Source organism: Flavobacteriales bacterium, assembly GCA_016715895.1.
Taxonomy (GTDB): Bacteria; Bacteroidota; Bacteroidia; order Flavobacteriales_F; family PHOS-HE28; genus PHOS-HE28.
The window spans coordinates 628,932-648,622 of sequence record JADJXH010000003.1 but is presented as its reverse complement, the minus strand read 5'-3'; the positions used below and the strand labels follow the sequence as shown (position 1 = coordinate 648,622).

21 protein-coding genes are annotated in these 19,691 nt (G+C 67.2%); 10 read left to right on the top strand and 11 right to left on the bottom strand.

Annotated elements, in window-relative coordinates; translation table 11 throughout:
- A complete protein-coding gene (locus IPM49_02945) occupies positions 1-3,114 on the top strand; it encodes a hypothetical protein (protein ID MBK9273482.1) in 3,114 nt (1,037 codons plus the stop codon).
- Here the strand turns inward: IPM49_02945 and IPM49_02940 are convergent.
- The 5 genes from IPM49_02940 to dapB form a co-directional block, all read right to left on the bottom strand.
- Entirely contained in the window at positions 3,091-3,723 is a 633-nt protein-coding gene (locus tag IPM49_02940; protein ID MBK9273481.1) for a CoA pyrophosphatase, read from the bottom strand. The genes IPM49_02945 and IPM49_02940 overlap by 24 nt on opposite strands.
- On the bottom strand, positions 3,720-4,196 hold the full coding sequence (locus IPM49_02935; GenBank protein MBK9273480.1) for a hypothetical protein: 477 nt from the start codon (positions 4,194-4,196) through the stop codon (positions 3,720-3,722). The genes IPM49_02940 and IPM49_02935 overlap by 4 nt, the downstream gene beginning before the upstream one ends.
- A gap of 33 nt (positions 4,197-4,229) precedes the next feature.
- Complete coding sequence (gene lepB / locus IPM49_02930) at positions 4,230-5,174, bottom strand: signal peptidase I (protein MBK9273479.1); 945 nt, start codon at positions 5,172-5,174, stop codon at positions 4,230-4,232.
- A gap of 28 nt (positions 5,175-5,202) precedes the next feature.
- The gene (locus IPM49_02925) at positions 5,203-6,762 is read right to left on the bottom strand and encodes a signal peptidase I (GenBank protein MBK9273478.1); all 1,560 of its coding nucleotides are present in this window, start codon (positions 6,760-6,762) and stop codon (positions 5,203-5,205) included.
- A gap of 81 nt (positions 6,763-6,843) precedes the next feature.
- Positions 6,844-7,599, bottom strand: a complete 756-nt coding sequence (gene dapB / locus IPM49_02920; protein MBK9273477.1) for a 4-hydroxy-tetrahydrodipicolinate reductase — start codon at positions 7,597-7,599, stop codon at positions 6,844-6,846.
- A 3-nt stretch (positions 7,600-7,602) separates the two neighbouring features.
- Here dapB and IPM49_02915 point away from each other — a divergent pair, with 3 nt between their 5' ends.
- Positions 7,603-9,294, top strand: a complete 1,692-nt coding sequence (locus tag IPM49_02915) for a T9SS type A sorting domain-containing protein (protein MBK9273476.1) — start codon at positions 7,603-7,605, stop codon at positions 9,292-9,294.
- A gap of 4 nt (positions 9,295-9,298) precedes the next feature.
- On the opposite strand, the gene IPM49_02910 is transcribed toward IPM49_02915, so the two are convergent.
- The 5 genes from IPM49_02910 to IPM49_02890 form a co-directional block, all read right to left on the bottom strand.
- Entirely contained in the window at positions 9,299-9,844 is a 546-nt protein-coding gene (locus IPM49_02910) for a hypothetical protein (protein MBK9273475.1), read from the bottom strand.
- An 8-nt stretch (positions 9,845-9,852) separates the two neighbouring features.
- Positions 9,853-10,758, bottom strand: a complete 906-nt coding sequence (locus tag IPM49_02905; protein ID MBK9273474.1) for a ParB/RepB/Spo0J family partition protein — start codon at positions 10,756-10,758, stop codon at positions 9,853-9,855.
- On the bottom strand, positions 10,755-11,570 hold the full coding sequence (locus IPM49_02900; GenBank protein MBK9273473.1) for a ParA family protein: 816 nt from the start codon (positions 11,568-11,570) through the stop codon (positions 10,755-10,757). The genes IPM49_02905 and IPM49_02900 overlap by 4 nt, the downstream gene beginning before the upstream one ends.
- Before the next feature lie 151 nt (positions 11,571-11,721).
- The gene (locus IPM49_02895) at positions 11,722-12,084 is read right to left on the bottom strand and encodes a PUR family DNA/RNA-binding protein (GenBank protein ID MBK9273472.1); all 363 of its coding nucleotides are present in this window, start codon (positions 12,082-12,084) and stop codon (positions 11,722-11,724) included.
- Positions 12,085-12,146: 62 nt separating this feature from the next.
- A complete protein-coding gene (locus tag IPM49_02890) occupies positions 12,147-14,024 on the bottom strand; it encodes an ABC transporter ATP-binding protein (GenBank protein MBK9273471.1) in 1,878 nt (625 codons plus the stop codon).
- 159 nt (positions 14,025-14,183) lie between these two features.
- Here IPM49_02890 and IPM49_02885 point away from each other — a divergent pair, with 159 nt between their 5' ends.
- The 6 genes from IPM49_02885 (at position 14,184) to IPM49_02860 (ending at position 18,114) form a co-directional block, all read left to right on the top strand.
- Positions 14,184-15,233: a Glu/Leu/Phe/Val dehydrogenase gene (locus tag IPM49_02885; GenBank protein ID MBK9273470.1), complete on the top strand. Its 1,050-nt coding sequence runs from the start codon at positions 14,184-14,186 to the stop codon at positions 15,231-15,233.
- 33 nt (positions 15,234-15,266) lie between these two features.
- Positions 15,267-16,217: a transcription antitermination protein NusB gene (locus IPM49_02880; protein ID MBK9273469.1), complete on the top strand. Its 951-nt coding sequence runs from the start codon at positions 15,267-15,269 to the stop codon at positions 16,215-16,217.
- Positions 16,218-16,228: 11 nt separating this feature from the next.
- Positions 16,229-16,750, top strand: coding sequence for a DUF1573 domain-containing protein (locus tag IPM49_02875; GenBank protein MBK9273468.1), 522 nt, complete (start codon positions 16,229-16,231; stop codon positions 16,748-16,750).
- Between the two features lie 17 nt (positions 16,751-16,767).
- The gene (gene yajC, locus IPM49_02870; GenBank protein ID MBK9273467.1) at positions 16,768-17,097 is read left to right on the top strand and encodes a preprotein translocase subunit YajC; all 330 of its coding nucleotides are present in this window, start codon (positions 16,768-16,770) and stop codon (positions 17,095-17,097) included.
- 148 nt (positions 17,098-17,245) lie between these two features.
- The gene (coaE, locus tag IPM49_02865; GenBank protein ID MBK9273466.1) at positions 17,246-17,836 is read left to right on the top strand and encodes a dephospho-CoA kinase; all 591 of its coding nucleotides are present in this window, start codon (positions 17,246-17,248) and stop codon (positions 17,834-17,836) included.
- A complete protein-coding gene (locus tag IPM49_02860; protein MBK9273465.1) occupies positions 17,833-18,114 on the top strand; it encodes a hypothetical protein in 282 nt (93 codons plus the stop codon). The genes coaE and IPM49_02860 overlap by 4 nt, the downstream gene beginning before the upstream one ends.
- A 10-nt stretch (positions 18,115-18,124) precedes the next feature.
- Here the strand turns inward: IPM49_02860 and IPM49_02855 are convergent, their stop codons facing one another.
- Entirely contained in the window at positions 18,125-18,727 is a 603-nt protein-coding gene (locus IPM49_02855; GenBank protein MBK9273464.1) for a 3'-5' exonuclease, read from the bottom strand.
- A 23-nt stretch (positions 18,728-18,750) separates the two neighbouring features.
- Here IPM49_02855 and IPM49_02850 point away from each other — a divergent pair, with 23 nt between their 5' ends.
- Entirely contained in the window at positions 18,751-19,128 is a 378-nt protein-coding gene (locus IPM49_02850; GenBank protein MBK9273463.1) for a hypothetical protein, read from the top strand.
- 4 nt (positions 19,129-19,132) lie between these two features.
- A complete protein-coding gene (locus IPM49_02845; protein ID MBK9273462.1) occupies positions 19,133-19,681 on the top strand; it encodes a 1-acyl-sn-glycerol-3-phosphate acyltransferase in 549 nt (182 codons plus the stop codon).
- Positions 19,682-19,691: the final 10 nt, after the last annotated feature.

Below are 19,691 nucleotides of genomic sequence, written 5' to 3'. Positions count from 1 at the left end.
ATGCGCCGGTTCCTGATCGCCCCGCTGCTCCTGCTCACCGCGCCCCTGGTGGCGCAGCGCTTCTACTTCGAGCGCCTCGACGTGCAGAACGGCCTGCCCTCCAGCAACGTGTACTGCGTGGTGCAGGACAGCTCGGGGCTGGTGTGGCTCGGCACTGAGGACGGGCTGGTGAGCTTCGATGGTCGCGACCGCGTGGGCATCCGCGCCTACGGCACCGAGGATGGCACGGCCCCCAAAGGCGTGCGCTGCCTGTTGATCGACCGCGACGGCCGCTTCTGGGCCGGCCACACCGGCGGCGGCCTCACCGTTCGTTCCGGCCGCACGTTCTCCACCTTGACCCTGCCCGGCGAGGCCCTCACTTCCGATGTCACCGCCCTGGTGCAGGACGGCGATGGTGCCGTGTGGGTCACCACGATGGGGCAGGGGGCCCTGCGCATCAGCGCCATCAGCGCGGAGGGTGCGCCCACGGTGGACCGCTTCGGCAGCGATCAAGGCCTGCTGGACCATGTCGTGGATGCGGTGCACTTCCGCGATGGCACCCTGGCCTTCCTGGAGGACGGTGGAACGTTGAAGCGCTGGGACCCCGCCACCAAGCGGTTCGCTTCGCTGGAGTGGAACGGCCTGGAGGACGTGCTCGGCATCAGTGCCCTGTATGAGGATTCCGACGGCAGGCGCTGGCTGGGCACGCAGGGCAGCGGGGCCTTCGTGCTCGATCCCCGCACCGGACAGGTGGTGAACTACAGCACGGCCAATGGCCTGCCCAGCGACTTCGTGATGTGCTTCGGGGAGGATGCCACCGGACAGGTGTGGGTGGGCACCTGGGGCGGCGGTGCCGCCGTGATCGGCCTCAACGGCGTGCGTCGCCACTACCATCCCGGCAACGGACTGGAGAGCCTGCTGATCCGCCGCATCACCCGCGACCGCGAAGGCAACATGCTGCTGGCCACGAACGACTACGGCCTCAACATCTTCAAGGGCGAGCGCTTCCTCAACCTGCTGGAGCAGGACGGCCTGCTGGACCAGCAGGTGTGGGCCGTGCTGGAGGACCGCAGCGGCCGCATCTGGTTCGGCACCGATGGCGGGGTGAGCATCCTCGATCCGCGGGTGCAGGGCACGGGCATGATCAAGAACCTCCAGACGGTGCGCACCTCCCGCGTGCGGGTGCTGGCCGAGGACGCCAGCGGCAACGTGTGGGTCGGATCCGAGACCAACGGCCTGGTGGAACTGGACCCCGTGGCCTTCCAGCCCGTGCCGCACCCCGACCTGGACGTGCTGATCCCGCGTGGCAAGGTGACGGCCCTCGCCGTGGGCCAGCCGGGCGAGCTCTACATCGGCACCATCACCGGCCTGCGCCGCTATGCCGCCGGGGCGCCGCCCATGGTGTACACCGAGGAGGATGGCGTGCCCACCACCCCCGTCACCGCGTTGTACCGCGATGACAAGGGCAGCATCTGGGTGGGCAGCAAGGACAAGGGGATCACCCGCATCGACAACGGTCGCGCGCAGCGCGTCGACCTGGGGAGGGCATTCTCGCCCACCGCCTTCGTACAGGACGCCACCGGCCGCCTTTGGGTCGGTACAAGAAGCCAGGGCCTCATGCTGTTGTCCAACGGCAAGGAGGAGCGGGCCTACACCCAGGTGGACGGCTTGCTGGACAACACGGTGCGCTCCCTGCTGCGCGATGCCAAGGGCCACCTGTGGATCGGCACGGTGGGCGGGCTCAACAGCTGGCGCCCGGACCAGGAAGGCTTCCTCTCCTACACCGAACGCTCCGGCTTCATCGGCGTGGAGGCCAAACCCGGCGCGGCCTGCCTCACACGCGCCGGCGACCTGTGGTTCGGTACGGCGCGCGGGGCCACCCGTGTGGTGCCCGATCAGGGCGATGGAGCACCGACACCGCCCATCGTGGCCCTGCGCGGCCTCAGCGTCAACCTGGAGGACCGCCCCTTGGAGCAGGACCTCAGCCTCGGCCACAGCGAGCGCTCCATCCGCATCCACTATGGAACGGTGAGCCTCAGCGACCCCGGCGCCGTGCGCTACAGCACCCTGCTGGAAGGCCTGGACCGGGATTGGCAGCCCCTGACGGTGGCCACCGAGGCCTTCTTCCCGGCCCTGCCTCCGGGCAACTACACCTTCCGGGTGAAGAGCATCAACCGCGCGGGCCTGTGGAGCGCCCCCGCCAGCCTCACCTTCACCGTGCTGCCCCCATGGTACCGCTCCTGGTGGTTCTACACCGCGCTCACCGCCTTCATCGCCCTGGTGCTGTTCAGCTGGGTGAAGGTGCGCGAACGGCAGCTGCGCATGCGCAACCAGATCCTGGAGCGCCGCGTGGAGGAACGCACCGAGGAGGTGCGCGCCCAAAGCCGTGAGATCGAACACCAGAAGGGCCGCATCGAGGACCTGCTGCTCAACATCCTGCCCAAGGAGATCAGCGAGGAGCTCAAGGACAAGGGCAAGGCCACCGCCCGTCGACACGACGCCGTCACCGTGCTCTTCACCGACATGAAGGGCTTCACCAAGGCGGCCGAGAAGATGAGCCCCGAGGAGCTCGTCACCGAGCTGGACGAGTGCTTCATCCACTTCGACGAGATCGTGGGCCGCTACGGCATCGAGAAGATCAAGACCATCGGCGACAGCTACATGTGCGCCTCCGGCGTGCCCGTGGCCGACCCGCACCACGCGGTGAAATGCGTGCTGGCCGCCCTGGAGGTGCGCGACCTGATGGACGAATGGCGCCGCCAGCGCGAGGCCAGGGGCAAGGTGCCCTGGATCCTCCGCATCGGTGTGCATACAGGCCCCGTGGTGGCCGGCGTGGTGGGCAAGCGCAAGTTCGCCTACGACATCTGGGGCGACACGGTGAACACCGCCAGCCGCATGGAGAGCAGCGGCGAACCGGGCGAGGTGAACGTCAGCGGCTCCACGTACGCGCTGATCAAGGACCGCTTCGAGTGCGTGCACCGCGGGCAGGTCGAGGCCAAGAACAAGGGCGCCATCGACATGTACTTCGTGCGGCGCATCAAGGCCGAGCACAGTGCGGACAAGGACGGCACCCGCCCCAACGAGCGTTTCCTGAAGGAGCTCGGCGTGGCCTCAGCCGTGGAGCAGCTCGCGTAGTTCGGCCAGCATCATCGCCGTGGCCCCCCACACCACCTGGCCGCCCAGGTCGAAGTAGGGCACGATGGCCTCGCGGCCGAGCACCTGGATGTGCTGGCGCCGTTCCCGGATCACGTCAGGCCGCAGCAGTTCGGCCAACGGTACCTCCAGCAGCGCCTGCACTTCGCGCGGATCGGGGCGGGTGGGCCCCAACTCCTCGGCCAGGCCGACGAAGGGCGTCACCAGCGACCGGCTCGGCGGGATGTACACCTGCGACAGTGTACCCAGGACCCGCAGTTCCCGTGGCGTGGCCCCGGTCTCCTCATGGAACTCGCGCAGCGCCGTGGCCTGCAGATCGATGTCCTCCGCTTCGCGGCGTCCGCCCGGGAAGCTCACCTGCCCGCTGTGCACCCCGGCATATTCGGGCCTGCGCATCAGCAGCAGATGCGGCGCACCCAAGGCGGGATAGAGCAGGGCCAGCACGGCGCTCTCCCGTGGTGCGGCGTCCGCACGTTGCGCATGGTCCAGGTCCGCGCGGGAGTATCCGCTGCGCGACAGGAAGGTCGCATGCCCCGGAAGCGGTCCATGAAGGGCCGCGGCCAGGCGCTCGTGCACCACCTCCAGCGTCATCGCATCAGGTCCTTCACCAGCGCATCCGCCTGCCGCTTGTAGCTGTGGCGGGGTCGGGCGGCGATGGCACGCGCGCCCTCCAATGCCCGGTCGTGCTGCCCGCTGCAGAGCCAGCACAGCACCGTGTACCACGCCGCCGCCTCATCGTAGTCGTTGCGCGCCGAGGTCTCGATGAAGTCCAGTTGCAGCTCCGCGTCGTAGGGCTTTCCCGCGCCCAGCAGCGCGCTGGCCAGCAGCATGCGGATCTGCTCCTCGTTGGGGGTGTCCCGCAGTTCGGCCTCCAGCACGGGAATGGCCGCCGCATGGTCACCCGCGTTGTAGCGCGCCATGGCGTCGAGCAGCGCGGCGTTGGCGTCGGTGCGCGCCCGTCCGCCGATCAGGTCGGGGAAGGGCTCGTAGTGGCGGGTGCACAGGTCCTCGGGTCCGGTGCAGCCCGCCAGCAGCAGCAGCAGCGGCAGGGCGAGGGAACGCATGGCGCGAAGGTACCTCGCCGGGCAGGCCTGGCCCTACCGGCCCAGGGTCCTCCACCACCGGTCCCCGCGCAGCCGGCGCGGCTGCGCATCCCACGACAGCAGCACGCGTACCGCCCGGCCCACCAGGTGGTCGGCCGGTACGAAGCCCCAGTGCCGCGAATCGGCGCTGTTGTGCCGGCTGTCGCCCAGCACGAAGTAGTGGTCGCGGGCGATCACCGCTTTCGCCGCCGGGGTGCCATCGAGCAGGAGTCCGTCCCGGCCCACCTCCAGCACGTGCCCTTCATGCCGGGTGAGGATGCGGTCATAGAGCGGCAGCTGGGCAGGCTCCAAGGGCACGCTGTCACCGGCGGCGGGCACGCGCAAGGGCCCGTAGGCATCGCTGCTCCACGGGTGGAAGGGGCTGAAGGGGAAGAGGTGGCGTGCGGGGCGCTGGCTGAGGCCCATCGGCCCGACGTCACGGACGCCGCGCACGCGCTCCAGCCGCGCCGCAAGGGCCGGATTCAGCGGAAGCTCGAGGTGCCGCTCGCCGGCGGCGATGAAGGTGCGGGGCAGGCCGATGGCCGCCGCGATGCTGTCCAGCGAGGTCTCCGGTGCGATGCGCACCAGATAGCGGCGGGTCTCACCGGGCCAGGGCGGCAGCGGCCGGCCGTTCACCAGCACCAAGCCGGCACGGATCTCCACGGTGTCGCCGGGCAGGCCCACCACGCGCTTCACCAGCAGCTGCCGCCGGCGAACCGGTCGATCGTCCTGGGTGGGGTCGCGGAACACCAGCACATCCCCGCGGTCCACGCCGGTCCACACCGGCCAGCGTTGCACCACGAGCACATCGCCGGGAAGCAGGGTGGCGAACATGCTCGTGCTCTGCACGATCACCCAGCGCAGCACGAACACATGCACCACGGCCAGCAGCAGCAGGGCCTGCACGAAGGCCCGCGTCCAGGGGCTCAGGCCCGTCCAGCGGTTCCACAGTGCGCGCATCGCCCAAAGCTCGGCGATCGGTCGCGGCTCACTCCAGCCCGTTGCGCACCACCGTGAAGAGGCGCTTCCACCGGATGCCGGTGTACGGGTCCTTGGTGAACCACACCAGCACCGCCTTGCCCACCACGTGGTCATGCGGCACGAAGCCCCAGAACCGCGCGTCCTGCGAGCGGTGGCGGTTGTCGCCCATCAGCCAGTAGTAGTCCTGCTGAAAGGTGTAGCTGGTGGCCGGTGCACCGTTGATCAGGATCCGGTCGCCCTCCACGCGCAGGTCGTTGTGCTCGTACACGCGGATGGCCCGCTCGTACAACGGCAGGTTCGCGGTGGTGAGCGCGATGGTGGCCCCGGCCTTCGGGATCCACAGCGGGCCGAAGTTGTCCTCCGTCCAGTCGTACGCCGGGTGGTTGGGGAAGTAGGGCAGCTTGTGGTAGGGCGAGCTGTAGCCCTTCGGATGGTCCTGCCGGGTCATGCTGGCCACGTTGCTGAAGCCGCCCAGCTTGGCCGCGTTGGCCTCGGTGAGCGGGATGCTCACCCCGCCGTTCTCGCCGGGCGACAGGTCGTCCGGGCTGATGTCGTACTGCTCCTTCAGCATGCGCTCGTTGAAGCGGTCCTTCAGCACGAACTCGTAGGCGTACTGCGCCATCTCCGGCACGTGCTGCTTCACGCCATCGATGTATACCAGGCCGCCGCGCACCTCCACGGTGTCCCCGGCCACGGCCACGCAGCGCTTGATGTAGTTCTCCTTCTTGTCCAGCGGCCGCACCAGGATGCCACCGGTGGGCATCTGCCGCACCTGGCCGTCCACCATGTTCAGCATGCGGTAGTTGGGGTCGTGGATCTTCTCGCGGCCGTGGTCGCGCACCAGCTGGTAGTAGCTCTGGTTCTGGAAGTTCGCCACCACCGTGTCGCCCTCCGGGAAGTTGAACACCACCGCATCACCCCGTTCGGGCCTGCCGAAGCCGGGCAGCCGGCGGTAGGGCTGGCTGAACCAGGTGACGAAGCTGGGTGTGCTGGCCGTGAGCGGCATGGTGTGGTGCGTGAAGGGGAAGGTGAGCGGGGTCATCGGCATGCGCGGGCCGTAGCTCAGCTTGCTCACGAACAGGTAGTCGCCCACCAGCAGGCTCTTCTCCATGCTGGGCGTGGGAATGGTGAAGGCCTCAAAGGTGAAGGTGCGGAAGACCGTGGCCACGATGACGGCGAACAGGATGGCATCGCCCCACTGGCCCAGCAGCCCGCGTTTGCGCTGCGCCACCGGGATGGGGCCCACGTAGGCGTGCTTGGGCGAGAAGGCCAGTTGCGGGATCTTCACCCACGGCAGCAGGGTCATCACCACATGGTCCTTGAAGTTGCGCTCGCCCAGCGTGATGCTCAGGTTCACGTTCAGGATCATGAACATCAGCAGGTTCACCCCAGGTACCAGGAAGAGGAAGATCCACCACCAGGGCTTGCCGCTCAGCTTCAGCCAGATGAGGATGTTGTAGCCGGGTACGAAGCCTTCCCAAGCCTTGCGGCCGGCTTTCAGGAAGTACTTCCACAGGCAGCCGAACAGGACGGCGAAGTAGGCGAGGAGGACGAGGTAGGGGATCATCAGGCTGCGAAGGTGCGCAACGAACGGCCAGCGGCCATGCAGCGGCGGATGAGCGGGGTGGGGAAGGGGACGGACGGAGGCTCAGGGCCGGCCCAGGACGTCGTCCATGGTGAACAGGCCCCGCCGGGCCTGGACCGGGTCCGCCAGCCATTCCGCAGCGAGCACCGCACCACTTGCGAAGCCGCCGCGTCCAAAGGCCTCATGCGTGATGATGATCCGGTCGTCCGCGCTGGTCCATTGCACGCTGTGCTTGCCGGGCACCTCGCCGGTGCGTTCGCTGTGGATGGGGACGGTGGCAGGGTCAGGAGAAGCAGCAGGAGCAGGAGCAGGGGCAGAGGCAGGCGCAGGGGCGAGGGACCAGCCCGTGTAGCCGGCGTGCTGCAGGTCGATGTCGCGGGCCAGGGTGATGGCCGTGCCGCTCGGCGCGTCCAGCTTGTGCACGTGGTGCACCTCGTCCAGCCGCACCCGGTAGTCGTCGCGGCCGTCCATCAGCCCGGCCAGCAGGCGGTTGATGCGGAAGAAGAGGTTGACCCCGATGCTGAAGTTGCTCGCCCACAGCACTGCGCCGCCTTTGGTGGCCACCAGTTCCCGCACCTCCGACAGGCGGTCGTACCAGCCCGTGGTGCCCACCACCACCGGCACACCGGCCTCCACGCACAGCCGGATGTTGTCCACGGCGTGCGCCGGCCGGCTGAATTCGATGGCCACATCGCAGGCGGTGGGCGGGGTGCCCGCGTTGGCCGAGCCCACCTTCAGGGCGATGCCGTGGCCGCGGCGCAGGGCGGCCTCTTCGATGGCGCGGCCCATGCGGCCGGTGCCGTAGAGTGCGATCTTCATGCGGTGAAGGTCGGGATCGATACGGCATCCGGCTATCTTCACCGGTATCCCGGACACGATGCACGGATCGCTCCACTGAACCGTTATCGCACCAATTGCAGACCCATGAGATGCGAAGCGCTGTTGGTTCTCTTCGCTCTACCCGCGCTCCTTCCGACGCCTGAGGCCATGGCCCAAATGACGGATCCGATCTGGGTGTACCACAAAGAGGTTGCACCATTCAATGGTTCCATTCCGCGGACGGTGGAGGTCGATGGTCAGGGGTGTTCCGTGTTCCTCGATGTACTTGTCCTCGGCGCATCCCCAAGTGGATGGAGCGTGTTGATCACTTCGGTGGACCCGCAGGGCCAAGAGGTTTGGTCCGATACACTTCTGGATCACCTTGGCATGCCCCATGCCGATCTGGTGATCGATGAGAATAACCGGGTCTATGCCTGCGCAATGGGGCCGGGTTCGATCCGGGTGCGGAAGTACGAGCCCAACGGCGCCGTCCTCTGGACCTCAGATATCCCGCACACCGGGTTGCAAGACCTGCCTCTCTTCATCGATGAAGGGGAGGGTTACGTGTTCGTCGCCACCACATGCATGGGAGATAGCCTGGGTAGGGAATTCCTGGTCCATGGCCTTACGGACGCTGGGGTTCCCATTTGGGAGATCAGGGTCCCGTGGAGTGCATTCCTTTCGAACGAGTTCATGGGAGGACTATGTGTCGACAGCTCAGGAAGGCCTTACGTCACGGGCTACAGTTTCGACACGCTTGCCGGCAGTTGGGTCACCCTTGCCTTGGATACGGACGGATCCGTACGATGGGAAGCCAGGGCCTTCCCCAGCATTGTTGCGTATGGAACGGATATTCTACCGACAGAGGACGGTCGCATTGTGGTCCTGGGCATGAAGGCCGCACAGCTGATCGGAGAAACGGATTTGGCGGTGCTCGTGTACGACACGACTGGAACCTTGATGTGGAACCAACAAGTGTCCATCGGTGGCGTGGATGTTTCTATGGATCTTTCCATCGGTCCGGATGGTTCGGTGTATTGCATCGGCACGGGTACCGCGCCGGACGGCTCCAGGGACCTGGGCGCCTTTTCCTTCGATCCCACGGGTTTGCCCACCTGGTCGTACATCCTGGACGATGGCCCGCTCCACGTGCTGGGCAGCGGCATCGTGAGTGAGGCAGGTGGATCCTGTGTGCTTGTCGGCACCCGCGCGGATCCGTTGCAAGGGGGGCGGTCCGCGGTCTTCACCCAGCGCCTCGATGCCGCCGGGCAGCCGCTTTGGTCCGACCTTTACGCAGTGCCGAACACCTGGATGAACGGTGCGAACGATGTGGTGCTCGATCCCGTCGGTGACATCCTGGTGCATGGTGTCATGCGCGATACGGTGGTCTTATCGGAGATCCTGTTGCTGAAGTACGCCCAGAACACCGGCCTGAGCGGGCCCGGGTCCGCCACCAACGCGTTCCTGGTCTGGCCCAACCCGGCCACGGACCGGGTCCGGATCGCTTGCGCCGGCTTCGATGGCAGCAGCAGCCTGCGCCTGATCGATGCCTTGGGGCGTGTGGTGGCCTGGGGCGCACCCGGGATGCGGCATTTGGACCTTGGCGCGCAGGCTCCTGGGCTCTACACCGTGGCCGCGGTCAACGCTCAGGGGAGCGTGCTGATGCACTCCCCATTGGTGGTCGTGGACCGGTAGCGCTTCACCACCCCACGCTCACCGTCAGCCCCACGGCCCGCTGGGCCGCCAGGTCGAGCCCGGGCCGCAGCTGCAGGCTCAGGTCGTCGCCCACGTCGAACCGCACGAAGTGCGCGTCCACCGTGGCGTCCACGATGGTGAGCACGTACACCAGGGTGAGGCCCACGTAGCTCAGGTCCATCCAGCGGCGGTACGTGTCGGCCACGTCGCGTACGGCCCCGGCGGAGAACTCCCCGTTGAACTCGTCCACCGTGCCCGGGTCCCCGTCCACCAGGGCGATGTAGGCCTCCTTGTAGCGGTCATACTCGCGGGTGTTGTTGACGATGAAGTAGGTCGACACGCCAAGCCCCGCGGCCACGATGGGCACCTTCCAGTACTTGCGGTTGTACACCTGACCGGCCCCGGGCAGCAGCGCGCTGTAGAGGGCCGCACGGCCGGGCTTGTGGCGCAGGCGCCAGGAGGGCACGCTGTTGGATGGTGCGTCATTGCGCTGCGCGTGCAGCGCCGCAGCGAGGGGGAGCAGGAGCAGCAGCAGCAGGCAGCGGCGCATGGCGGGGCTCAACTGCCCAGCTTGGCCAGCAGGGCCGCCAGTTCGTCGCCGTTGCGGAAGACGATCTCGATGCGGCCCTTGCCCTGGGCGTTCTGCTTCACGGCAACCTTGGTGCCGAACCGCTGGCTCAGCTGCTTCGCGGTCTGCTTGTGCAGGGCACCGCTCAACTTGGAGGCGCCGCTGGGCACGGGCCCCCGCTTGGCGGTGCGGGCCAGGTCCTCCACCTCGCGCACGCTCAACTGGCTCTCCACGATGCGGCGGTACAGGTCCACCTGCTGGTCCGGGTCGCTGAGGGCCAGCAGGGCGCGGGCGTGGCCCATGCCGATCTGCCGCTGGCGGATGCCCAGCTGCACCTCGGGCGGCAGCTTCAGCAGCCGCAGGTAGTTGGTCACCGTCGTGCGGTCCTTGCCCACCTTTTCGCTGAGCTGCTCCTGGGTGAGCTTCACCTCGTCGATGAGCCGCTCGAAGCTGATGGCCACCTCGATGGCGTCCAGGTCCTCGCGCTGGATGTTCTCCACCAAGGCCATCTCCAGCATGGCCTCGTCGTTGGCGATGCGGATGTAGGCGGGGATCTCCGTGAGGCCGGCGGCCTGGCTGGCGCGGAAGCGGCGTTCGCCGCTGATGAGCTGGTATTTGTCGTAGCCCACCTTGCGCACGGTCACCGGCTGGATGACGCCCAGCTGGCGGATGCTGAGGCTGAGCTCGGTGAGCGCCTCGGGGCTGAAGTGCGTGCGGGGTTGGAAGGGGTTGGGCTCGATGTGCGCCACAGGGATCGTGGCCACATGGCCCGTGGTGCGCACCGGTGCACCCGCCGCCACACCGATGTCGCCGCCCGTGGGCCGCTCGGTGAGGTCCGCGCCGCTGTCCTCCAGAAGGGCGCTCAGGCCGCGCCCCAGGCCGCGTTTCTTGGTCATTGCTCCTCGGGGATGGCGATCACGCGCTCCGAACCGGGGATGCGTGTCATGTCGTTCTTCTGCAGGATCTCGCGCGCCAGGTTCAGGTAGTTCACCGCGCCCTTGCTGCTCGCGTCGTGCATGATGATGGTCTGTCCATGGCTGGGCGCTTCACCCAGGGCCACGTTGCGGTGCACCACCGTGTCGAACACCAGCTGCTGGAAGTGTGTCTTCACTTCCTCCACCACCTGGTTGGCCAGCCGCAGGCGGCTGTCGTACATGGTCAGCAGCATGCCTTCGATCACGAGCTCCGGGTTCAGGCGCTGCTGCACGATCTTGATGGTGTTCAGCAGCTTGCCAAGGCCTTCCAGCGCGAAATACTCGCACTGTACCGGCACGATCACGCTGTCCGCCGCGGTCAGCGCGTTCACGGTCACCAGGCCCAGGCTGGGGCTGCAGTCGATGATGATCAGGTCGTACTGGTCGCGCAGCGGGTCGAGCACCTTCTTCATCTGGCGCTCCCGCTCGCTCATGTCGATCATTTCGATCTCGGCGCCCACCAGGTCGATGTGGCCCGGCAGCAGGTCGAGGTTCGGGTTGTCGGTGCCCAGCACCACCTCGCTGGCGGGCGTGCCGTTGATGATGCACTCGTAGATGCTGGCCTTCACGTTGCGCGGGTCGAAGCCCACGCCGCTGGTGGCGTTGGCCTGCGGGTCGGCGTCCACCAGCAGGGTGCGGCGCTCCAGCACCCCGAAGCAGGCGGCCAGGTTGATGGCGGTGGTGGTCTTGCCCACGCCGCCTTTCTGGTTCACGATGGCGATGATCTTGGACATGGCTGTCGGTCGGCCTGGTTCAGTGCCCTTCAAGAAAGCGTTGGGTCAACGGTTATGGCCGGCGCAAAGAAGGGCAGGGGAGGGCCCCCGTCGGTGTTGATAACAAGGCGATTTTTGAACAACCTGCTGTCGGCGTGGCGGGGCGTGCCCTTCAGCCGTCCTTCCGCTCCAGGTCGTCGAAGTCCACGTCCGTGAACCGGTCGCCGCCTTCCGCCGGCGGCGTGGCCTCGGGGTCACGCGGCGGTTGGTCGGCCTGGTACTGGCCCGTGGCCCGCAGCCGGTCGATCTCGTCGAAGGCGTCGTGCAGGCCATCGAGGAACTTGTCGAAGTCCTCCTTGTACAGGAAGATCTTGTGCTTCTCGTAGGTCGCCGTGCCGTCCGGGTTGCTGTGCTTCTTGCTCTCGGTGATGGTGAGGAAGAGATCGCGGCCGCGGGTGCTCTTCACATCGAAGAAATACGTGCGCTTGCCGGCCCTCACGGCCTTGGAGTACACATCCTCACGGTCGTCCGCCATCGCTGGGTCCGGTTTCGGTCAACCAAAGATAGAAGGACATCCGTACCGGGCAAGGGGGCGCCTCACGCCTCGCGCGCCTCCTCCAGCAGCTGCTCCTGATGCAGGCGGGCATAGATGCCGCCCTTCGCCAGCAGGGTCGCGTGGTCGCCCTCCTCGGTCACCCGGCCGTGGTCGAGCACCAGGATGTGGTCCGCATCCTGCACGGCGCTGATGCGGTGGCTGATCAGGACCGTGGTGCGACCGGCGTCGCGTTGCGCGCGGAGGTCGCGCAGGAAGGCCGCCTCCGTGGCGGTGTCCACGGCGCTCAACGGGTCGTCCAGGATCAGGATGCGGGGCCGCGTGGCCAGGGCCCTGGCGATGCTCACCCGCTGCTTCTGGCCACCGCTCAGCGTCACGCCGCGCTCGCCCAGCAAGGTGTCGTACCCCTTCGGGAAGCCCGTGATGTTCTCGTGCACCTGGGCCTGCCGCGCGGCCGTGGTGATGAGCGCCTCATCCGCGCCGTCGGCCCCGAAGGCGATGTTGTCCGCGATGCGCTCGCTGAACAGGAACACGTCCTGCGGCACATGCCCGATGTGGCGGCGCAGCCCGGCGAGGTCGTACTCCGGCAGCGGTACATCGTCGATCATCACGGCGCCCGCCGTGGGGTCGTAGTGCCGCACCAGCAGGTCGGCCACGGTGCTCTTGCCCGATCCGGTGTGGCCCACGATGGCCAGCGTGCCGCCGGGAGGCACATGGAAGCTCACCTCGCGCAGCGCCTCGATGCCCGTGTCGGGGTAGGTGAAGCTCACGCGCTCGAACCGCAGGTCGCCCTTCAGGTCGGCCGGCACCCGATGACCGGGCCGCACGTTGGGGCGCGCGTCCAGGAACTCGTTGATGCGCTCCATGCTGGCCGACGCCTGCTGCACCAACGACACCACCCACCCCACCGAGGCGAAAGGCCAGGTGAGCATGTTCACGTAGATGATGAACTCCGCGATGTTCCCCACGGTCACCGTGGGATCGCCGGCGATGAGCATGCGGCCGCCGATGAAGACCGTGAGGACGGAGCTGATGCCGATGAGCAGTCCGATGGCCGGCATGAACAGGGCATCCACGCGGGCCTGGGCCAGGCTGAGGGTGCGGTAGCGGGCGCTGCTCGCCCGGAACCTGTCCGCCGCATGGTCCTCGCGGGAATAGGCCTTGAGCACCCGGATGCCGCTGAAGGACTCCTGGGCCAGGGTGCTCAGCACGCTCTGCTGTCGTTGCACATCGAGGCTGCGGCGGTTGATGAGGTCGCTGACGCGGTAGATCACCAGGCTCATCAGCGGCAGGGGCAGCAGGGTCCACAACGTCAAGGTGGGGTTCACCGAAAGCATGAATCCGATGCACATGATGAAGAGCACCACCAGGTTCACCGTGTACATCACCGCCGGGCCCAGGTACATGCGCACCTTGCCCACGTCCTCGCTGATGCGGTTCATGAGGTCGCCGGTGCTGTGGCGTTTGTAGAACGCGCGGTCAAGCGACTGGTAGTGATCGAAGATCACGTTCTTCAGGTCGTACTCGATCAGGCGGCTCATCACGATGATGGTCTGCCGCATGAAGAACATGAACAGGCCTTTCAGCAGGGCGAACACCAGGTAGAGCGCGGCGAGCAGGAGGGCGCACCGGGTCACGGTGGCGGCGATCATGTCGCGGTCGGCGAGGTCGTCCAGCATGCCGGGCAGGTCGAGGCCGGTCCAGCCCACCCAGAGCTGCAGGGTGGCCGGCACGCTGAGGGCCCGTTCCCCGGCAGGCCGGTCGGCCTGGGCGATCCCGGCAGCGATGAGGTCCACCGCCTCGCGCACCACCTGCGGGCTGTACACCGCGAACAGGTTGCTGAGCACGATGAACAGGAAGCCGAGCAGCAACCGGCCCCGATAGCGTCGGAAGTAGGGGTTCAGCGCGAGGAGCGGGCGCATGGGTGACCGGCGAACGTGCTAGTTTTGCGCCGCCCCAGAGGACCGGCCCGTCAAAGGTAGCCGCACCGCATGCCTCCGGTGGTCCCTCACCCGCAAGCACGCACATCCATGGCCACCACCACCGCCAAGGCCACCGAGGCCGCCGCCATCATCGGCCGCATGGAGCAGCACGATCACGAGGAAGTGCTGTTCTGCTTCGATCGCCCCACCGGTCTGCGGGCCATCATCGCCATCCACGACACCACCCTGGGGCCTGCGCTGGGCGGCACCCGCATGTGGCCCTACACCAGCGAGGCCGAGGCCGTCAGCGATGTGCTGCGCCTGAGCCGGGGCATGACGTACAAGAGCGCCCTCGCCGGGCTCGACCTGGGCGGCGGCAAGGCCGTCATCATCGGCGACGCCCGCGTGGACAAGACCGAGGCCATGTTCCGCCGCTTCGGCCGCTTCGTGCACAGCCTCAACGGCCGCTACATCACCGCCGAGGATGTGGGCATGAGCACCGCCGAGATGGTGAACATCCGCAAGGAGACCCCGCATGTGGCCGGCCTGCCCGAGGAGATCGGTGGCAGTGGAGATCCCAGCCCGGTCACCGCCTACGGCGTGTTCTGCGGCATGAAGGCCGCGGCGAAGACCGCCTACGGCAGCGAGAACCTCAGCGGCCGCAAGGTGGCCATCCAGGGCGCGGGCAACGTGGGCCGCCACCTGGCCACCCACCTGGTGAAGGCCGGGGCGCAGGTGTTCCTCACGGACATCCATGAGGAGAAACTGGCGGCCATCAAGGCCGAACTGCCCGCCATCACCCTGGTGAAACCCACGGAGATCTACGACCTGGACATGGACATCTATTCACCCTGTGCGCTGGGCGCCACGGTGAACGATGACACGCTGCCCAGGCTCAAGTGCAGTGTCATCGCCGGGGCCGCCAACAACCAGCTCGCGAACGAGAGCGTGCACGGCCCGGAGGTGATGAAGCGCGGCATCCTGTACGCGCCGGATTTCCTGATCAATGCGGGAGGCATCATCAACTGCGCCTGGGAGCGGAAGGGCTATGACCGCAAGGCGGCATTGATGCAGACCGAAGCCATCTACAGCACCGCCCTGGCCATCTTCAAGCGCAGCGCCGACGAAGGCATCCCCACCTATCTGGCCGCCAACCAGGCCGCCGAACAGCGCGTCCGCAGCATCCGGCAGGCCGGACTGCGCTTCTGAACGTCCGTCGCCCGCAACAGCCCACCCGCCCGCATGCTCAACCGGCGCTACCTGCGCATCAAGGTCTACCAGTCGCTCTATGCCTACTGGCAGAGCGATTCCTCCAGCGCCGCGCGCATCGAGAAGGAGCTGTTCCTGAGCATCGAACGCACCTTCGACCTGTTCGTGTCGCTGTTGCTCACCTTCGGCGAGCTGCGCCGCACCAGCGAGCTCCGCATCGAGGAACGACGGTTGAAGCGCCTGCCCACCGCCGAGGACCTCAACCCCAACCGGCGTTTCGTGGACGGTACCCTGCTGAACGCCATCGCCGGCTCGTCCGTGCTGGAGGCCGAGGCCGGCAAACGAAAGGTGGGGTGGATGGGGCAGGGCGACCTGTTCCAGCGGATCCTCAAACAGATGGATCAGGATGAGCGCTACAAGGCCTTCGTCGCCACCCCGGCCGACGACCTGCGCAGCGAGCAGCAGTTCCTGCTCCATCTGTTCGTCGAGCTTGTCGCCAACGCGGAGGAACTGCACGACCATTTCGAGGCGCGCAGCATCTACTGGCTCGAGGACCTCGACCTGGCCTGCGCGCTGGTGAAGCGCGTGCTCGAAGGCCTTCGCGCTCCGGCCGCGTTCGACCCGGCCGTGGTGGACGTGCTGGCCGCTCCGTCCGCTGAACAGCATTTCGTCAGCACCCTCTTCCGGAAGAGCATCGAGCAGGGCGATGAGCACGGTCGCCTCATCGCCGAGAAGGCCGCCAACTGGGAGGCTGACCGCATCGCCCTCAGTGACATGATCCTCATGCGCATGGCCCTCACCGAGGCCCGCACCTTCGAGGACATCCCCGTGAAGGTGACCCTCAATGAGTACATCGAGGTGGCCAAGGCCTACAGCACCCCCAAGAGCAAGAACTTCATCAACGGCATCCTCGACAAACTGTTCCAGGAGCTCAAGGAGCAGGGCGCCATCCGCAAGGTGGGCCGCGGGTTGCTGGAGGGCTGAACGTGACCATGATGGTGCATCCGACCGCCACCTTCCGATTCTGCACGAACCCCTTGCGGCCGGTGCGTTCCGCAGCCCTTGTCCTTCTCGTTCTTCTCCTCGGCGCTTGCCGGATCACCGATCACAGCGAGCACGCTTCGGACGATGTGGACCCCACGGCCCTCGACGGCCGGGCCTCCGGCTACACCGACGCCTCCGGTGAGCTGCCGGTGATGACCTTCGACAGCACCCTGATCCACATGGGCCGCATTTCGCAGGGCACCGTGGTGGAACGCCGCTTCCGGTTCCGCAACACCGGCGAGGGCGATCTGGTGATCGCCGATGTGCGCGGCAGCTGTGGGTGCACCGTGGGCAAGGACTGGCCCCGGCAGCCCATCTCACCCGGCGGCACCGGCGCCATCACCGTTTCCTTCGACAGTGAAGGGCGGGAAGGCATCCAGGAGAAGACCGTCTCGGTCGTCGCCAACACGCGTCCGCCCACCACCATCCTCACCATCAAGGGCGAAGTGCTCACTCCGCTCTCCAACCCCTGAACCCGACCAACCGCATGATGTTCCCGCTCTCCTTCCCCCTGCAGGCCGCCGGCCAGCAAAGCCCGTACAGTTTCTGGATCATGATGGGCCTGCTCATGGTCGTCTTCTACTTCTTCATGATCCGCCCGCAGCAGAAGAAGGCCAAGGATGCCCGCAAGTTCCGCGAGTCCATCCAGAAGGGCATGAAGGTGGTCACCATCGGCGGTGTGCACGGCAAGGTGGCCGAAGTGAACGACAAGACCGTGCTGCTGGAGGTGGACGCCAACGTGAAGATCCGCTTCGAGAAGAGCGCCCTCGCCCTGGACAGCTCGCAGCAGCTGAACGAAGAGGCCGTGAAGGCCAGCTGATCCATCCATGCGACCCCGCCGGATGCGAACCTGCCACCCGAACGGAACCAGGCTCGGACATGTGGGCACCTGTGCGCATGGGCGCATGACCACATGGGCGCAGGGGCACCCATGAGGATGTGGCGTTCGCGCAACGACCGTTGAGCCCATGCGGAGGATCGGCATCACCGGCGGCATCGGAAGTGGGAAATCCACCGTGTGCCGCGTGTTCGCGGTGCTGGGTGTTCCTGTGTTCGATGCGGATGCCGCAGGCAAGCGCCTTCTCGTGGAGGATCCCACGGTGAGGAAGGCGGTGATCGAAGCGTTCGGTACGGACGCTTATCCGGCCGGAGCCTTGGATCGCGGGTTCCTGGCAAGGGCGATCTTCTCCGACGTCAACGCGCGCAGCCGGTTGAACGGCATCGTGCACCCTGCGGTCCGTGCCACCTTCGCCCAGTGGGCGGGCGAGCAGGATGCCCCTTACGTGTTGATGGAGTCGGCGATCCTGGTGGGCAGCGGTGGCGCCCGTGCGCTGGACGGCCTGGTGCTGGTGACCGCCCCCGCGGACCTTCGGATGCTCCGCACCATGCTGCGGGACGGTGCTGACGAACAGGCGGTACGCGATCGCATGGCCGCGCAGGACACCGAGGAGGACATGAGGGCGGCCGCAGGGTTTGTGATCCTCAACGATGATCACCATCTGGTGATCCCGCAGGTGCTCGATGTGCATTGCGGCCTGATGCAACGGTCTGTCGCATGAGCGACCTGGAACGAGTGCCCTGGTCAAGGACGGCGCGGTCGCTGGCGGTGCTCAGTCTGCCGGCGGCCCTGCTTGCGCAATTGGTGGTGCCCGCCCTGTTGATGGCCGTGTGTGCGCTGGTGCTGGCCCTTCGCGGGCGTGCGCGGGCCGCGAGCCTGCCACACCGGTTCGGTCCGGCCGGCGAGCGCCATGCACGCATCACCGTCCGCCTGGCGGTCCTGGGTGCTGCGCTGTCGTTGGTGCTGTGGGCGTTGTACGCCGCCGCGGTGCTTCCGTAGAAGCCCCGGATCAGGCCCTGGCCTCCCGGGCCGGATGGTGGATGGCCCGTGCCACCCGTTCCGAACCGAACCCATCGATAAAGCGCCCCAGCAACGCGGCGGTGGCGCGGGCATCGTTCAAGGCGCGGTGGCGACCGGTGAAGGGGATGCCGAAGTGGCGGCACAGGCTGCCCAGGTTGTGATGGCTGAGCCGCGGCACCAGCTGGCGGCTGAGCCGCTCCGTGCACAAGGTCGACCGGTCGAACGCCACGCCCGCCCGACCGCATTCCGCCGTCAAGGCCGCCATATCGTAGCGCGCATTGTGCGCCACGATCACCCGGGTGTCGGTGAGCAGCAGCAGGCGGGGAACGATCCGATGGAACCGCGGTGCGTGGCGCAGCTCGTCCGGTGCGATGCCCGTCAACATCCGCGCGAAGGCCGGCACGGGCACGCCCGGGTCCACCAAGGCGCTCCAGGCGACGTGCCCGTCGGCATCCGGCAGCACCAGGGCCAGCTCCATGATCCGGCCCCGCAGCGGGTCGCCCAGGGTCGTCTCCACATCCACCACGGCGTAGCCCATCTGCTCCATGGGGCGCTCATACGGCGGGCGGGGCGCCCGGGTTCCTGCGAGCATGGCCTTTGATACCTTGCCCGCCCATGGACGTGATGGACCTGCGACTGGCCGTGCTCTGCGTGCGTGCGGACGGCATCCTGGAGATCCGCTTCAAGCCCGGTCTGCTCACCGATGCCGCTGGAGTACAGGAGGTGGTGGAGGGGCGTCGCCGGCTCTGCGAAGGCGCACCCCGACGGGTGATGGTCGTGCTGGCCGAGGATGTGGACTTCGAGCTGGAGGTGACCACCACGGACAACGCACCGCAGGTGGCCGACCGCACCGTGGCCGAGGCCACCGTGGCCACCACCACCCTCAACAACAAGGTCGCCTCCATGTACTACCGCTACATCCACCATCCGTACCCCACCAGTGTGCACGGCTCGGAGGAGAGTGCGGTGGAGTGGTTGCTGCACCAGACTTGACCGCATGTTCAGGCTGTTCTCCCTCCTGATGTTCCGCCTGCTGGGCTGGCGGATCGAGGACCATCGTCCCCGGGACCTTGACCGCTACATCGTGGTGGTGGCGCCGCACACCAGCAATTGGGACTTCCTCATCGGGCTCTTCACCCGCAGCATCGCCCGCATGGGCGATGTGCGGTACCTCGCCAAGCGCGAACTGTTCCGCCCGCCTTTCGGCGCGGTGTTCCGCTGGTTGGGCGGCTATCCGGTGGACCGCGGCCAGAAGAACCAGCTCGTGGACCAGGTGGCCGACCTCTTCCGCACCGAACCGGGCTTCAAGATCGCCATCACGCCGGAGGGCACCCGCAGGCGCGTGGACACCTGGAAGACCGGCTTCTACCACATCGCCGTGAAGGCGAAGGTGCCCATCATCCTGGCGGCGATGGACTACGGCCGCAAGTGCGTCTCGTTCTCCGCGCCCTTCTGGCCCACCGGCGATGTGGACGCTGATGTGGAGGCCATGAAGGCCCATTTCCGCCCCGTGCGCGGACGCAACCCCGAACAGGGCGTGCACTGATGGCATCATT

Excerpts from the sequence above, each read along its gene's own strand:
- IPM49_02945 (MBK9273482.1), top strand. The coding sequence starts at position 1 with ATGCGCCGGTTCCTGATCGCCCCGCTGCTCCTGCTCACCGCGCCCCTG.
- IPM49_02940 (MBK9273481.1), bottom strand. The coding sequence starts at position 3,723 with ATGACGCTGGAGGTGGTGCACGAGCGCCTGGCCGCGGCCCTTCATGGA.
- IPM49_02935 (MBK9273480.1), bottom strand. The coding sequence starts at position 4,196 with ATGCGTTCCCTCGCCCTGCCGCTGCTGCTGCTGCTGGCGGGCTGCACC.
- lepB (MBK9273479.1), bottom strand. The coding sequence starts at position 5,174 with ATGCGCGCACTGTGGAACCGCTGGACGGGCCTGAGCCCCTGGACGCGG.
- IPM49_02925 (MBK9273478.1), bottom strand. The coding sequence starts at position 6,762 with ATGATCCCCTACCTCGTCCTCCTCGCCTACTTCGCCGTCCTGTTCGGC.
- dapB (MBK9273477.1), bottom strand. The coding sequence starts at position 7,599 with ATGAAGATCGCACTCTACGGCACCGGCCGCATGGGCCGCGCCATCGAA.
- IPM49_02910 (MBK9273475.1), bottom strand. The coding sequence starts at position 9,844 with ATGCGCCGCTGCCTGCTGCTGCTGCTCCTGCTCCCCCTCGCTGCGGCG.
- IPM49_02905 (MBK9273474.1), bottom strand. The coding sequence starts at position 10,758 with ATGACCAAGAAACGCGGCCTGGGGCGCGGCCTGAGCGCCCTTCTGGAG.
- IPM49_02900 (MBK9273473.1), bottom strand. The coding sequence starts at position 11,570 with ATGTCCAAGATCATCGCCATCGTGAACCAGAAAGGCGGCGTGGGCAAG.
- IPM49_02895 (MBK9273472.1), bottom strand. The coding sequence starts at position 12,084 with ATGGCGGACGACCGTGAGGATGTGTACTCCAAGGCCGTGAGGGCCGGC.
- IPM49_02890 (MBK9273471.1), bottom strand. The coding sequence starts at position 14,024 with ATGCGCCCGCTCCTCGCGCTGAACCCCTACTTCCGACGCTATCGGGGC.
- IPM49_02885 (MBK9273470.1), top strand. The coding sequence starts at position 14,184 with ATGGAGCAGCACGATCACGAGGAAGTGCTGTTCTGCTTCGATCGCCCC.
- IPM49_02880 (MBK9273469.1), top strand. The coding sequence starts at position 15,267 with ATGCTCAACCGGCGCTACCTGCGCATCAAGGTCTACCAGTCGCTCTAT.
- IPM49_02875 (MBK9273468.1), top strand. The coding sequence starts at position 16,229 with ATGGTGCATCCGACCGCCACCTTCCGATTCTGCACGAACCCCTTGCGG.
- yajC (MBK9273467.1), top strand. The coding sequence starts at position 16,768 with ATGTTCCCGCTCTCCTTCCCCCTGCAGGCCGCCGGCCAGCAAAGCCCG.
- coaE (MBK9273466.1), top strand. The coding sequence starts at position 17,246 with ATGCGGAGGATCGGCATCACCGGCGGCATCGGAAGTGGGAAATCCACC.
- IPM49_02860 (MBK9273465.1), top strand. The coding sequence starts at position 17,833 with ATGAGCGACCTGGAACGAGTGCCCTGGTCAAGGACGGCGCGGTCGCTG.
- IPM49_02855 (MBK9273464.1), bottom strand. The coding sequence starts at position 18,727 with ATGCTCGCAGGAACCCGGGCGCCCCGCCCGCCGTATGAGCGCCCCATG.
- IPM49_02850 (MBK9273463.1), top strand. The coding sequence starts at position 18,751 with ATGGACGTGATGGACCTGCGACTGGCCGTGCTCTGCGTGCGTGCGGAC.
- IPM49_02845 (MBK9273462.1), top strand. The coding sequence starts at position 19,133 with ATGTTCAGGCTGTTCTCCCTCCTGATGTTCCGCCTGCTGGGCTGGCGG.